At 57.4% G+C, this 13,938-nt stretch carries 11 protein-coding genes; 7 read left to right on the top strand and 4 right to left on the bottom strand.

Annotation, left to right across the window (positions count from 1 at the left end; genetic code table 11):
* Position 1 precedes the first annotated feature (1 nt).
* On the bottom strand, positions 2–2,686 hold the full coding sequence (mdeB, locus tag BM205_RS00890; protein ID WP_092411796.1) for an alpha-ketoglutarate dehydrogenase: 2,685 nt from the start codon (positions 2,684–2,686) through the stop codon (positions 2–4).
* Positions 2,687–2,843: 157 nt separating this feature from the next.
* Here mdeB and BM205_RS00885 point away from each other — a divergent pair, with 157 nt between their 5' ends.
* Positions 2,844–3,308, top strand: a complete 465-nt coding sequence (locus BM205_RS00885) for an Lrp/AsnC family transcriptional regulator (RefSeq protein ID WP_092411795.1) — start codon at positions 2,844–2,846, stop codon at positions 3,306–3,308.
* 33 nt (positions 3,309–3,341) lie between these two features.
* Here BM205_RS00885 and BM205_RS00880 read toward each other — a convergent pair whose 3' ends face one another.
* Positions 3,342–4,223 carry a LysR family transcriptional regulator gene (locus BM205_RS00880; protein ID WP_371326439.1) on the bottom strand — a complete coding sequence of 294 codons (882 nt, stop codon included), beginning with the start codon at positions 4,221–4,223 and terminating at the stop codon, positions 3,342–3,344.
* A gap of 190 nt (positions 4,224–4,413) precedes the next feature.
* On the opposite strand from BM205_RS00880, the gene BM205_RS00875 reads away from it, so the two are divergent.
* The 3 genes from BM205_RS00875 to BM205_RS00865 are packed head-to-tail and all read left to right on the top strand — an operon-like array spanning position 4,414 to position 8,436.
* Positions 4,414–5,721, top strand: a complete 1,308-nt coding sequence (locus tag BM205_RS00875; RefSeq protein WP_092411793.1) for an MFS transporter — start codon at positions 4,414–4,416, stop codon at positions 5,719–5,721.
* Entirely contained in the window at positions 5,714–7,243 is a 1,530-nt protein-coding gene (locus tag BM205_RS00870; RefSeq protein WP_092411792.1) for an amidase, read from the top strand. The genes BM205_RS00875 and BM205_RS00870 overlap by 8 nt, the downstream gene beginning before the upstream one ends.
* Positions 7,244–7,284: 41 nt before the next feature.
* Positions 7,285–8,436 carry an NAD(P)/FAD-dependent oxidoreductase gene (locus tag BM205_RS00865; protein ID WP_092411791.1) on the top strand — a complete coding sequence of 384 codons (1,152 nt, stop codon included), beginning with the start codon at positions 7,285–7,287 and terminating at the stop codon, positions 8,434–8,436.
* A gap of 68 nt (positions 8,437–8,504) precedes the next feature.
* Here BM205_RS00865 and BM205_RS00860 read toward each other — a convergent pair whose 3' ends face one another.
* Positions 8,505–9,521: a 1-aminocyclopropane-1-carboxylate deaminase gene (locus BM205_RS00860; RefSeq protein WP_092411790.1), complete on the bottom strand. Its 1,017-nt coding sequence runs from the start codon at positions 9,519–9,521 to the stop codon at positions 8,505–8,507.
* Between the two features lie 213 nt (positions 9,522–9,734).
* On the opposite strand from BM205_RS00860, the gene BM205_RS00855 reads away from it, so the two are divergent.
* Positions 9,735–10,244: an Lrp/AsnC family transcriptional regulator gene (locus BM205_RS00855; RefSeq protein ID WP_092411789.1), complete on the top strand. Its 510-nt coding sequence runs from the start codon at positions 9,735–9,737 to the stop codon at positions 10,242–10,244.
* 36 nt (positions 10,245–10,280) lie between these two features.
* Here BM205_RS00855 and BM205_RS00850 read toward each other — a convergent pair whose 3' ends face one another.
* The gene (locus BM205_RS00850) at positions 10,281–11,189 is read right to left on the bottom strand and encodes a LysR family transcriptional regulator (RefSeq protein ID WP_092411788.1); all 909 of its coding nucleotides are present in this window, start codon (positions 11,187–11,189) and stop codon (positions 10,281–10,283) included.
* A gap of 179 nt (positions 11,190–11,368) precedes the next feature.
* On the opposite strand from BM205_RS00850, the gene BM205_RS00845 reads away from it, so the two are divergent.
* Positions 11,369–12,874 (top strand): ABC transporter substrate-binding protein, encoded by a 1,506-nt coding sequence (locus tag BM205_RS00845; RefSeq protein ID WP_254783718.1) that lies wholly within the window; start codon positions 11,369–11,371, stop codon positions 12,872–12,874.
* An 86-nt stretch (positions 12,875–12,960) separates the two neighbouring features.
* A complete protein-coding gene (locus tag BM205_RS00840) occupies positions 12,961–13,878 on the top strand; it encodes an ABC transporter permease (RefSeq protein WP_092411786.1) in 918 nt (305 codons plus the stop codon).
* The last annotated feature ends 60 nt before the right edge of the window (positions 13,879–13,938 follow it).

The following is a 13,938-nucleotide window of genomic DNA, read 5'->3' as shown; positions in this document are numbered from 1 at the left end:
ATTACTCCTTGATCGACAACGGTTTCGTTAAATCCAAACCGAGTATCTCGGCAAACTTCGTCAACTGCTCTGCATCTTTTCCCGCGGGCAGTTCACGCAACGCAGTGAAGGCAATCCATTTGGCATCGACCTCGAAAAAGTCGCGCAGGTTGGCGCGCGTATCGCTGCGTCCAAAGCCGTCCGTACCCAGCGTGACGTAGCGTGCCGGCACATAAGCGCGGATGCTTTCGGGAATGCTGCGTACATAGTCGCTGGCGGCGACGACCGGTGCATTGCTGTGTCCGAGTTGCTGCGCGATGTAGGCTTCCTCGGAAGAGTCGGACAGGCGCTGCAGCCGTTCGGCCGCGACGCCGTCACGCGCCAGTTCGGTATAACTGGTGACACTCCAGACCTCGGCGTTGATACCGAGTTTCTCCTTCAATAGTGCAGCCGCGCCGATCGCCTCCTTGAGGATCGGGCCGGCTGCCAGCAAACGCACATCAGCATTCTCTTGCGGCAGCAGGCAGTACATGCCGCGCCTGATGCCTTCTTCTACACCTGCCGGCATGCTTGGTTGCGCCTCGTTTTCGTTGGTCACGGTGATGTAATAGAAGATATCTTCATTGTCGCCGAGCATGCGGCGCATGCCATCCTGTACGATCACTGCCAATTCATAGGCATAGGCCGGATCATAGGAAACGCAGTTCGGCACCGTTGCTGCAATCACTTGACTGGAGCCATCCTGATGCTGCAAGCCTTCGCCTGCCAGGGTGGTCCGTCCGGAGGTGGCGCCGATGAGGAAACCGCGCGCCCGCTGGTCCGCCGCCGCCCAGATCAGATCGCCGATACGCTGGAAGCCGAACATCGAGTAGTAAATGTAGAACGGCAGCATGGGCAAGCCATGTACCGAATAGCTGGTCGCGGCGGCAGTCCATGAAGAAATTGCGCCGGCTTCCGAGATGCCTTCTTCCAGGATCTGGCCATCCCTGGCTTCCCGGTACGACAGAATGGAGCCGATGTCCTCAGGCTCATACAGCTGGCCCTGCGACGAATAGATGCCGACCTGCTTGAACAGGTTGGCCATGCCGAAAGTGCGCGCTTCGTCGGCCACTATCGGCACGATATGTTTGCCGATACCATCGTCTTTCAGCAGGATGCCCAGCATACGCACCAACGCCATCGTGGTCGACATTTCCTTGCCATCGGCATCCAGTGCAAACTTTGCATAAGACGCTATCTCCGGCGCCGCAACCTTCGTCTGCGATACGCTACGACGAGGCATGAAGCCGCCCAATGCCGCACGCCGCTGCAGCAGATGGCGCATGTCCGGGCTGCCATCTGCCGGCTTGTAAAACGCCAGCGCTTCGCAGTCCGCGTCGGAAATCGGCAGGCGGAAACGGTCGCGGAATTCGAGCAAGGTGCCAGCGTCGAGTTTTTTCTGCTGATGGGTGGTCATTTTGCCTTGTCCGGCAGCGCCCATGCCAAAGCCTTTCTTGGTTTGGGCGAGTATCACCGTCGGCTGCCCCCGATGATTGGCCGCGGCGAGGTACGCCGCATGGATTTTTTTCATGTCGTGCCCGCCACGTTGGAGGCGATCGATCTCGTCATCGGTCAGCGTCGCACCGATTGCCTGTAACGCCGGATTTTGTCCAAAGAAGCGGGCCCGATTGAAGGCGCCATCGTTGGCAGCGAAGGTCTGTAACTGGCCATCTACCGTCTGGTTAAGCGCATTCAGCAGGTCGCCCGCCTGGTCGCGCGCGAACAGCGGATCCCAGTCCGAACCCCATAGCAGCTTGATGACATTCCAGCCGCAGCCGGCAAATATCGTCTCCAGCTCATCGACAATATGGCCGTTGCCGCGCACCGGGCCGTCGAGTCGTTGCAAATTGCAGTTGACCACGAATACCAGGTTATCCAGCGTTTCGCGTGATGCGAGGCTGAGCGCCGCCAGCGATTCCGGCTCGTCCATCTCGCCGTCGCCGAATACGCCCCATACCTTACGCTCTTGCGGAGCCAGCAAACCGCGATGTTCCATGTAGCGCATGAAGCGCGCCTGGTAGATGGCGCTGATCGGTCCGAGTCCCATCGAGCCGGTGGGAAACTGCCAGAAATTTTCCATCAGCCACGGGTGTGGATACGAAGACAAGCCCTGCACGCCATGTTTTTTCGCTTCGATTTCCTGCCTGTAGAACGACAGCTCTTTTTCCGTTAATGTGCCTTCCAGGAAGGCGCGCGCATAAATGCCGGGCGCCGAATGCGCCTGGAAATAGACCAGGTCGCCGCCAAAAGAGTCGGTGCGTGCGCGGAAGAAATGGTTGAAGCCGACTTCGAACAGATCGGCGGCAGAAGCGTAGCTGGCGATATGGCCACCCAGTTCGCCATAGGCGCGGTTGGCGCGCACCACCATCGCCAACGCATTCCAGCGCATCAGGCTGGCCAGGCGTTGCTCGATCGACAGTGCATCGGCGCCGCCCGGAAACGGTGGTTCATCTTCGACACGAATGGTGTTGGCATAGGGCGTATTGCGCGCATCGCGCCATTTGACGCCCCACGTCTGGGCCGCCGCACTCAGGCGCGACAACAGGTAGCGGGCGCGCTCAGGCCCGGAGGCTTGCATGGTGGCCTGCAGCGCCGCTAGCCATTCTTCGGTCTCCTGCGCATCACTGTCGAATGGATTGTTCAGATTGTTGACGGATGACATTTCCATGGTCCTCGTTCCTTGCCGTTGAGTTTTAGCCTGAGTTTCACCTTCAACATAAGGTAGCGGCAAAGAAGCGGCATGGGTAACTTAAATTGGCTGTGTATTTACCTTAATTAAGCATAAAATACTTTAATTATTAATCAATCAGTTTTTCATACTGCATATGAATCTTGACTCAACCGATTTGCGTATTTTGATGGAGTTGCAGGAGAACTCCAATATCAGCAATATCGACCTGGCGAAGAAAATCAATCTATCGGCGTCACCAACCTTGGCGCGGGTCAAGAACCTGGAGGCCGGGCAGGTGATTTCGCGTTATGTCGCGCTGGTCGATCCGCCGGCGCTTGGCTTGAAAATGAACGTCTTCATCCAGGTTAGCCTGGAAAAGCAGGAGTCCGCCGCGCTGGCGCGCTTCGAAAAAGCCGTCAGCCATTTCGAGCAGGTGATGGAGGTCTACCTGATGACCGGCGACGAGGACTATCTGCTGCGCATCGTGGTGCCGGATATCCAGGCGCTGGAGCGCTTTATCCTGGATCACCTGACAAAGATTCCGGGTATCAAGAATATCCGTTCGAGCTTCGCCTTGAAACAGGTGAAATACAAGACGGCGCTACCAATCAATCCCTAAGGCAGCGGCGACAGTCAGACGTGCAAATGGCAATTACCCCGGTGTTGGCGCTTTGACTATCAAGGTGCTTAAAAATGCCTTTGCGGCTTGCGACAGCGTACGTCCGGATAGCGACTGAATTTCCATCTGCAAGGCATTCATATCTCGGTCTTTAATCGGGACTGCAGCCAGTTGCCCCGTCGCCAGCAGTTTCCGAATCGGTAATTCGGCGGAAAACGCTATGCCTCCGCCAGCGTTCACAAAACTCAATATCGCATCGATCGAATCGCTGCTGAGTACCGGTTCGATCAACAGGTTCTTTTTGCTGCAGCAGGCGTCGATGAGCCGTCGCATCGTGATTTTCTTTTGCGGCAGCGCTATCGGATAGGCGATCAGTTCCGACAACGCCACGTGCTTTCTTGCCGCCAGCGGATGCCCGGTGCCCATCACGGCCAGAATCGGCGCGCTTTGGCTGTATTCGACCTTGATGTCTTGCTCCGGCGCGAGGGCAAAGGTCAATCCTATGTCTGCCTCGCCTTCACGCAACAGGCGGGTAACATGTGCTGCCGAACCCACCGACAAATGAAAGTGGATGCCGCTATGGCTTCTTCTGAAATTTTCTATTGCCGCGGGCAGGAAATCCACCGCAAAACCGGCGGTGCTGACCAGTTTTACCTCGCCCCGCTGGAGCCCTTTCAGGGCCAGGATCTCATTGCCGATGCGCTCGGTTTCGAGCTGCATGCGCAAGGCATAGGCGGCCAGGAGTTCGCCGGCCGCATTCGGTTTCATGCCGCGCGCGACCCGGTCGAACAACACCGTATCGAGCTCGCTCTCGAGCCTCGCGATCTGCCTGCTGATGGCGGAAGAGGCGACGTTGAGCGTAGCCGCGGCCTCGGTGATCGAGCCTCTCCTCACTACTTCAAGAAAGTAGCGCACCCCTGTTTCCTGCAAAACCCTGGTGTTTATCATACTGCCATTTTATTTATGGTTTGCCGAAACGGCAAACGATTATTCGAAACATTGTACTTGTTGCAAACCTCGGCTAGCCTTAGCATGGGTCTTGTGTTTTGTGGCTGACCTGACTAGTTGTATATCAGTGAGATATCGAGATCCGGAGGATTCGAGCATGCATGCGGCATTAGGGAAAAACAGTCACAAGTACTTGGTTCTGGCGCTGCTCTATCTGGGATGGTGCGTTTCGTATATCGACCGCGCCGCGATTACCTTCGCAGTCATGCATATCGCCAGCGATTTCCAGCTGCGGCCGGCAGAGCTGGGCATACTGCTGAGCAGTTTCTTCCTCGGATATTCGCTGATGCAGCTGCCCGGAGGCTGGCTGGCGGATCGCTTCGGTTCGAAACCGGTTATTGTTGTTTCAATACTGTTATGGTCGTTATTCACCGGCGTTACCGGCATCGCCTGGTCCTTGACCAGCATGGTGCTGATCAGGTTCCTGTTCGGGTTGGGTGAGGGCGCGTTTCCGGCGGCCAGCGTCAAGGGCGTGGCTGAAGTCTTTTCAAAGGAAGAACGGCCGAAGATGTCGTCGCTGCTGATGTCTTCCAACTACGTCGGCAGCATGCTGGCGCCGCTGATCATTGCGCCGTTGATTATCCATTTCGGCTGGCGCAACGTATTTCACTACATGGGCATTGCCGGATTGTTGTTCAGCGCGGCGTACTGGTTCTTCATCAAGCCCGCCAAGGCCGCAGAGCCGGGTAAGGGCAGCGCGGCGGCCACCGAGAAGAAGCGAATAGACAAGGAAGCGTTCCGGAATCTGCTTAAGACATCTTTGATGTGGAAGATCGTCGCGGTGTGGTTCGGGCTCAGTATCGTCAACAAGGGGCTGGACTCCTGGATGCCAGCCTATCTGATGACGCAACGCGGGCTGGATTTGAAATCGGTCGGTTTGCTTCTGCCACTGCCCTATGTACTTGCAGGTATCTCAACGGCGATCGGCGGCTGGGTGATGGTGCGGTTTTTCGATGGCAGGGAGCGCTACCTGCTGATCGCCAGTTCGGTATTGACTGCCGTTTTCCTGTATTTCATGTACACGGCCGATAGCGTCGCCGGCGTCATTACCTATCAATGCATCGTCTATTTTTTCAAATCCTTCGTTCTGGCGACCTGTATCGCCCTGCCGACCAAGATATTCCCGGCACGCCTGGTGGGAAGCAGTATCGGCATGGTCAATCTCGGCGGGCAATCCGCGGGTTTCATTTCGCCGCTGGCGATAGGTTTCCTGGTTAGCGCTTTTAATAATTACAACTACGCGTTCGGCTTCTTGATTGCCGCGGCATGTTTTTCGGTCATCGTCAGCCTGTTTATCCAGACCGGGAAAAGCGCAACCGATACAGAAAAAAACACACCGGTAGACATCGAAAAATGCGAGCGGCAGCTTGAAGCCGTGAACCCTTCCAAGGAATCCCATGCTTGAAACAAATATCGTCGAGAAAAGTGCGGTCGAATTGCGCCGCCTGATCGGATCGAAAGAAATATCGCCGGTGGAATTACTGGATGCCTGCATCTGCAGGATAGAGGCGATCAATCCGTATATCAATGCCGTTACCGCTACCTGTTTCGAGCGCGCCCGCGGTGAAGCTGTCGCTGCCGAGGCGGCGGTGCTGCAAGGGCGGCGCCTGGGGCTATTGCATGGATTGCCGATCGGTATCAAGGATCTCGAAGAGACCGAAGGCTTGCTGACGACTTACGGCTCGCCGATCTATCGCCATAACATTCCCGCCAAAGACAATGCACTGGTGGCGCGTTTGCGTGCCGCGGGTGCGATTGTCGCCGGTAAAACCAATGTGCCCGAAATGGGAGCAGGGGCCAATACCAGGAATACCGTATGGGGCGCCACCGGCAATCCTTTCAATCCAACTTTGAATGCGGGTGGCTCCTCCGGCGGTTCGGCGGCGGCGCTGGCGGTAGATATGCTGCCGTTGTGCAGCGGTTCCGATACCGGCGGCTCGCTGCGCATCCCGGCTGCCAAATGTGGCGTGGTCGGATTCCGTCCCTCACCTGGCTTGATTCCAAGCGAGCGAAAATTGCTGGGCTGGACCCCGATTTCGGTAGTCGGCCCGATGGGACGGAGCATGGCCGATATATTGCTTCAGTTGCAAGCCAGCGCCGGCATGCATGCGGCGGATCCGCTTAGTTATCCGATCGCCGCGGATGCGTTTAGCACGCTCCGGGATATCGATTTGTCGGAGTTGCGCATCGGCTATACAGAAGATTTCGGCGTTTGCGAAGTCGATGACGACATACGCAAGGTGTTCCGCAGCAAGATCGCCGCACTGCGCCCGTTTGTCAAAGAATGCGCGCCGTTGGCCTTCGACCTGGGCGACGCGCATCGCTGCTTTGACGTGATCCGGGCCGAGAGTTTTGTCGCCGGTTTCGAGGCTGTGTATAAACGCGATCCCGCTTCGCTCGGGCCGAATACACGCGCCAACTATGAACTGGGCGCTGCCATGACGCTGGCTGACTGCGCCTGGGCGCAGGCCGAGCAAACACGTCTGTTTCGCCGTTTTCAAGCGATGTTCGCCGACTATGACTTGATACTTTCGCCAACCACCCCGGTATCGCCTTTCCCCTGGTCCGATCTGTTTTTGAAGCAGGTCAACGGCGTCGTTCTAGAAAACTACTATCGCTGGCTGTCGCTTACCTATGTGGTTACATTGGCCACCAATCCGGCGCTGTCGATGCCATGCGGCAGCGATCACAAGAATATGCCGTTCGGCCTGCAACTGATCGGCGCTTTCCGGGCAGACAGCTACTTGCTGGCATGCGCCAGTGCGTTCGAGCGATTATTCGACAGTCATCCGGAATTGCGCCGGCCGCGGCCCGACCTGGAGGCGCTGGTAAAAACCGATGCCGGATTGACGTCTATCGTTACCCACCCGCCGCAGAATATGCCGCAGGCGAGCGCCGTGCCGGTCGGCGCCATGCCCGCAGTATAGGAGCAGGACTGGGACAAGCATGAAATCGAGAAGGATATTGCATGGGCAATGAGACGCAAGCAGATTACATCATCATCGGCGCCGGTATCGCAGGCGCATCGATCGCCTATTGGCTAGCGCCGCACGCACGGGTGATCATCCTTGAGCGCGAGTCGCAGCCCGGTTATCACAGTACCGGCCGTTCGGCGGCGTTGTATATGGAAAGCTACGGGCCGCCGCAGGTGCGCGCCATGACTTGCGCCAGCCGTGCTTTCTTCGACCAGCCGCCAGCGGGATTTACCGGCCATCCACTGCTCACACCGCGCGGCGCCTTGTTTTTTGCGACGCAGGATCAACTGGCGGAACTGGATAAGCACGAAGCGATCGTACGTTCAGTATCGGATAAGGTCGAACGCCTCGACGCGGACCAGGCTTGCCGGCGCGTGCCGGTATTGCGCCGGGAACTGGTTGCAGCTGCGGTCTATGAGGCGGATGCCGCAGACATCGATGTGCATGCCTTGCACCAGGGTTTCCTGCGCGGGGCCAAGGTTGGGGCTGGCGCGACCGCTGCCAAACTGGTCTGCGATGCGGAAGTGCAGGCATTGACATATCGGACGCAAACCTGGGAAGTGACTACCACCCGGGGCATGTTCAGTGCACCGGTAATAATCAATGCTGCCGGCGCCTGGGCTGACGTCATCGGACAAATGGCCGGCGCCGGCCATATCGGACTGGTGCCAAAGCGGCGCTCGGCATTCACTTTCCAGCCGCCGTCCGGTATGGATGCATCATCCTGGCCGCTATTCATGCGGATCGATGAGTCCTTCTATGTCAAGCCGGATGCCGGCGTGCTACTGGGTTCACCCGCCAATGCAGATCCGGTGGCGCCGCACGACGTCCAGGCTGAAGAGCTGGATATCGCGATTGCGATTGACCACATACAAAACATGACGACACTCAATGTACGCCGGCCTGGCCATGTCTGGGCCGGTTTGCGCTCGTTCGTTGCGGACGGTAGCCTGGTTGGCGGTTTCGACCGGAAGATAGCGGGATTTTTCTGGGCTGCAGGGCAAGGCGGCTACGGTATTCAATCGGCGCCGGCGACCGGAGAAGCGTATGCCGCGATGCTGCGCGGCTTGCCGATCCCGGAACGCATACTCGCGCATGGGGTCGATGCCGCCGCGCTCAGTCTCGCGCGCTTGAACCGCGCTTAAGATGATTTCTTACGGTGCGCCTTGCGGATGTCCGCGCGGCGCACCGACGCATCAACCTTTTGACCGGTTCAGCCGTTGCGGAACAGGAAGCTATAAGCGTTAAGCGCAGGCACCCCGCCCAGATGGGCATAAAGCACCTTGGAACCTGCCGGGAACTCACCCAGCCGCACTTTTTCGATCATGCCGTGCATCGACTTGCCTTCATAGACCGGGTCGGTCAACATGCCTTCCATGCGCGCGCACAGACGGATGGCTTCCAGCGTGCCGTCGTTCGGCAAGCCATATTCCGGGCCGCCGAAACGCGTATCAAGTACCACATCCTTGGCGGTGATGTCGCGGCCCAGCTCGACCAGTCCGGCGGTGTTTTTCGCGATACGCAAAATCTGCTCGAAGGTCTGTTGCGGCTTGGCCGAAGCGTCGATGCCGATCACGCGGTCGGCGCGGTCGTCGGCGGCAAAACCCACCAGCATGCCGGCTTGCGTGCTGCCGGTTACCGAGCAGGTAACGATGTAATCGAACTTGAACCCCAGCTCGGCTTCCTGCTGCCTTACTTCTTCGGCAAAGCCGACGAATCCCAGGCCGCCGCGCGGATGCTCCGAACAGCCGGCCGGGATAGGGAAGGGCTTGCCGCCGGCCTTGCGCACATCGTCCATGGCTTGTTCCCAGCTTTGGCGGATGCCGATATCGAAGCCAGCGCTGTCCAGCCGCACATCAGCGCCCATGATGCGCGACATCTCGATATTGCCGACCCGGTCATACACGGCATCCGAATAGTTCACCCAGTTCTCTTGCACCAGCACGCATTTGAGGCCCAGATGCGCGGCCACTGCGGCAACCTGCCGTGTTTGATTCGACTGGATGCCGCCGATGGAGACCAGCGTGTCGTAGCCGCCTTCCAGCGCTTCAGGGATCAGGTATTCAAGCTTGCGGGTCTTGTTGCCGCCAAAGGCCAGGCCACTGTTGCAGTCTTCGCGTTTGGCGTAAAGCTCGACCTTGCCGCCAAGGTGGTCGCTGAGACGTTTCAACGGCTGGATAGGCGTCGGTCCGAAAGTAAGCTGGTGACGTGGAAATTTTTTCAAGTTCATGGGAACGGCTCCTGGGGTTGGGGTGGGAGTGGGTATCCACGCATCAAGGCTGGCAAAGAAAACAGGCATGCTCAAATCCAGCTTTCATTGATGTTGAGATCAAATCCATATTAGAATCAATCGCAAGAAACATGGTTGCAAGTTTCTTCAATTATTCGGATTTAAAATATCAATATGAAAAATATAGTCACCTTTTATTTTTCCTAAATACATATGAAAGCAACAAAATTGCGTACGAAGACGTCACCGGCCGACGCTGCCGTCGAAACCATGGATCGCACCGACCGGGCGATCCTCAGGGCGCTGCAGCGCGACGCCTCGGTGTCGAATGTTGCGTTGGCGGCCAAGGTGAACCTGAGTGCTCCGGCATGCTTGCGAAGAGTCGAGCGGCTCAAGGAACTGGGGCTGATCAAAGGGATCGTGGCGCTACTCGATCCGCGCGCCCTGGACGCCGGCACCCTGGTGATGATCGGCGTGGTGCTGGACAGATCGACGCCGGAGTCGTTTGCCGATTTCGAGCGGGCCGCGCAAAAAGTGTCGGGTTGCCTCGAATGCCATGTGGTGACGGGAGAGTTCGACTACTTCATGTTGTTGCGCACCAAGGACAACGATAGCTACAACCGGCTCCATGCAGAGCAGTTGCTGTATTTGCCGGGTGTGCGGCAAATCCGGACATTCATGGTGCTCAAGCAAGTCCTCTCAACTACCCAGCTGCCGATCTAGCACGCGATTGCGCCAGCCAGATCGATTTGCAGCGGCTTACTGTGATCTCAGATGATTCAACAGATAGTCCAGGAATGTATCGACCACGCGCGGCAGGGTGCGCCCGATCAAGGTTTGCACTTCGACCTGGCGTCCATCCAAACCGCGATCGCGGACCGGCAGCATGGTCATTTTTCCCTCTGCGACCCTGTCCCGAACCGATACTTCACCGGAAATTGAGATGCCGCCGCTGTACATCACAAAATTATACAAAGCCTCGACGTAGTTACTGGTCAGCACCGGTTCGAACAGCAATTGCTGGCGGGTGCAGGCAATGTCGAACAGCTGGCGCAAGGTGGTGTTCGGTTCCGGCAGGGCGATCGGATAGGCCGCCAATTGCGATAACGACACCTGCTTGAACTGGCTTAGCGGATGGTCTTTGCGCATGACAGCCATGACCGGGGCGGGCTGCTGGTGCACGACTTTGATATTCGGCTCAGGGATACGGCTGAAGGTTAGGCCGATATCCGCATTACCCTCTCGTACCTGGCGCGAAACACTGGCTGGTGGCCCTACGTACAACTGGAACACGATCGCCGGATATTTTTTCTGGAAATCCGCGATCAGGCGCGGCAGGAAATCGATGGCGAAACCTTCGGTGCTGGCGATCCTGATCCTGCCACTTTTCAATCCCTTGAGCGACAACAGATCGGCCACCACGCGGTCGGCTTCCAGCGCCGCCTTGAGCGCGTGCGCGGCCAATACTTCGCCGCCGGCGCTGAGCACCATGCCGCGCGGGCGGCGCTCGAACAGCACGGTATCCAGAATCTGTTCCAGGCCGCTGATTTGCCGGCTGATCGCTGAGCTCGCTACGTTCAGTCGTTGCGACGCTTCGCTGATCGAACCGCTACGAACGACTTCGAGAAAATAGCGTAGCGAGGTTTCTTGCAATTGATGCGATTTCATGGAAATGGCCTCATCTTTAATTTTTCCTGACATTTTCTGCGTTCTGTTTTTAGCAACGCAGAGTTAGAAATTTGATAGTTGTTGCAAGTTGTATTGTGACCTAGTATCAATTCCAAGCCACGGTTTTCCCAGAAAAATTCTCGAAAAGGATGTTTGTGATGAAAATTTCCACTGCCTGGATGCACTGTATCCTGTTCGCCGCCAGCGCCGCCGCTACCACGTCGGCGCTAGCCGGCAAGGCCAACGATACGCTGGTCTATGCGTCCGACAGCGAGGTTGAGAATATCGGCCCTTATCACAACAACTTGCGCGAAGGAGTCATCATTGCGCACCTGGCGTGGGATACGCTGGTATATCGCGATCCTAAAACCAACGAGTACAAACCGCAGCTGGCGACTTCCTGGAAATGGGAATCGCCGACGGCGCTGGTGCTGGATTTGCGCCAGGGCGTCACATTTCACAACGGCGATAAATTTACCGCTGACGACGTGGTGTTTACCTTTAACTACGTGGCTTCGCCGGAATCCAAGGTGGTTACGCGCCAGAATACCGACTGGATAAAAAGCGCCGAAAAGCTCGGCGAATATAAGGTGCGGATCAACCTGAAGCAGCCGTTCCCGGCAGCGCTCGAATACCTGTCCGGTCCTACGCCGATCTATCCTGCGGCTTATTTCAAAAAGGTTGGCGTAGAAGGATTCAGCAAGGCGCCAATCGGCACCGGTCCTTACCGTATCACCAGTGTCACCCCGGGGCAGGGAGTTAGCATGGTGAAAAACAGCGCTTACTTCAAGGACAGTCCGCTAGGGCAACCGAAGATAGGCAATCTGAAATTCGTTGTGATACCCGATCCGGAAACCCGGGTTGCGCAACTGATGACCGGTGCGATCGACTGGATCTGGCGGGTCGCCGCCGACCAGGCCGACGCGATGCGCAGCATGCCTAATATCACAGTGCAGAGCGGCGAGACCATGCGCATCGGGTTCCTGACCATGGACAGCACCGGCAGCTCGGCGGCGAATTCGCCGTTCAAGGACGTACGCGTACGGCAGGCTGTGAATTATGCGGTCAACCGCAACGGCCTGGCCGGCAGCCTGGTGCGCGGCGGCAGCCAGCCGGTATATGCAACCTGTTTCCGAGCCCAATTCGGATGCGAAACCAAGGCAGTCGTCAAATATGAATACAATCCGGCGAAAGCCAAGGCTCTGCTGGCCGAAGCCGGCTATCCGAAAGGTTTCGACACCGAAATTTATGCGTACCGCGAACGGGAATATGCGGAAGCACTGATTGGCGATTTACACAAGATCGGCATCAATGCCCGCCTGCATTACATGAAATTTGCTGCCTTGCAAACCGAGTACCGCGCCGGCAAGACGCCGATGACATTTCAGGCGTGGGGCTCGTTTTCAGTGAACGACACTTCCGCTTTCACTGGCGTCTGGTTCAAGGGCGGTGCTGACGATGTAAGCAAGGATGCGCAAGTAAAAACCTGGCTGGACACAGCCGATTCCTCGCTCGATGCCGCAGTGCGCAAGGAAAACTACAGCAAGGCATTGCAGCGCATTTCACAGCAGGCGCTGGCGGCTCCGCTGTTTTCATATTCAACCAATTATGCCTACACCTCGGCGTTGAAATTCCAGGGCTATCCAGATGAATTGCCGCGTTTCTACGAGGCTAGCTGGAAATAACCCGCCGTCCGACCCAGGCCATTTATTTAAGATGGGCGCCGGGATCGACGCAAGCCATTTCAAGTTAGCCAGAGGAAGCCATCGCCATGTTGATCTACATCCTTCGTCGTTTAATGATCGCGTTGAGCGTCGCCGTCACGGTCTCCGTGGTCAGTTTCATGCTGCTGCATCTGTCCGGCGATCTGGCCACTGCCATCGCCGGGCCGGAAGCCAGCGCGGCGCAGGTGGAAGCGATACGCACCCAGTACGGCCTGGACCGCCCGCTCACGGCGCAATTTGCCGACTGGCTGTGGAATGCGGTGCGGCTGGATTTCGGGCGCTCCTACTATTTCCAGAGTTCCGTGATGGACCTGGTCGCGGAACGGTTGCCGATTACCCTCAAGCTTGGCGGCATCGCGCTGCTGCTTGCAGTATTCGTGGCGATACCGCTGGGCGTGCTGGCGGCGATTTTCCGCGACACCTGGCTGGATCGGCTGGCATTGCTGATTGCGGTGATCGGCCAGGCCATGCCCAGTTTCTGGTTTGGCCTGACCTTGATCGTGATCTTTGCGGTGGGCTTGCACTGGCTACCGGTAGCGGGCAATACCACCTGGCAGCATTTCGTGCTACCCGCCATCGCGCTGGGTTATTACGCGACACCGGCGATGATGCGGCTGACGCGCGCCGGCATGCTCGATGTGCTGGATTCGGATTACATACGGACCGCCAGAGCCAAAGGGCTGAGCAAAAGCCGGGTGATTCTCAAGCATGCGCTGCGCAATGCGGTGATTCCGGTGGTGGCCCTGGCTGCAGTGGAAATGGGTTTCATGCTGGGTGGTTCGGTAGTGATCGAATCGGTGTACTCGCTGCAAGGCCTGGGTCAATTGGCGTGGGATGCGATTTCCCGCAACGATTATCCGGTGGTGCAAGCGGTGGTGCTGATCATCGCGGTGTTTTATATCGCACTGACTTTCCTGGCCGACGTGATCAACGCCGTGCTTGATCCACGTATCCGCACTCGTTAAGGGGATCTTATGTCGCGCCCATTGCTGTCCCCGCTGTCTTCCTCGTTGACTATCGCTGCA

This window comes from Collimonas sp. OK307 (assembly GCF_900113705.1).
Taxonomy (GTDB): Bacteria; Pseudomonadota; Gammaproteobacteria; order Burkholderiales; family Burkholderiaceae_D; genus Collimonas.
Note: the sequence above shows the minus strand (reverse complement) of the source record. Positions and strands in the feature narration are given on the sequence as shown.

Bases quoted from the DNA above. Each gene is read 5' to 3' on its own strand.
- BM205_RS00875 (WP_092411793.1), top strand. From the start codon at position 4,414: ATGCATGCGGCATTAGGGAAAAACAGTCACAAGTACTTGGTTCTGGCG.
- BM205_RS00860 (WP_092411790.1), bottom strand. From the start codon at position 9,521: ATGAACTTGAAAAAATTTCCACGTCACCAGCTTACTTTCGGACCGACG.
- BM205_RS00865 (WP_092411791.1), top strand. From the start codon at position 7,285: ATGGGCAATGAGACGCAAGCAGATTACATCATCATCGGCGCCGGTATC.
- BM205_RS00845 (WP_254783718.1), top strand. From the start codon at position 11,369: ATGCACTGTATCCTGTTCGCCGCCAGCGCCGCCGCTACCACGTCGGCG.
- BM205_RS00885 (WP_092411795.1), top strand. From the start codon at position 2,844: ATGAATCTTGACTCAACCGATTTGCGTATTTTGATGGAGTTGCAGGAG.
- mdeB (WP_092411796.1), bottom strand. From the start codon at position 2,686: ATGGAAATGTCATCCGTCAACAATCTGAACAATCCATTCGACAGTGAT.
- BM205_RS00870 (WP_092411792.1), top strand. From the start codon at position 5,714: ATGCTTGAAACAAATATCGTCGAGAAAAGTGCGGTCGAATTGCGCCGC.
- BM205_RS00840 (WP_092411786.1), top strand. From the start codon at position 12,961: ATGTTGATCTACATCCTTCGTCGTTTAATGATCGCGTTGAGCGTCGCC.
- BM205_RS00850 (WP_092411788.1), bottom strand. From the start codon at position 11,189: ATGAAATCGCATCAATTGCAAGAAACCTCGCTACGCTATTTTCTCGAA.
- BM205_RS00855 (WP_092411789.1), top strand. From the start codon at position 9,735: ATGAAAGCAACAAAATTGCGTACGAAGACGTCACCGGCCGACGCTGCC.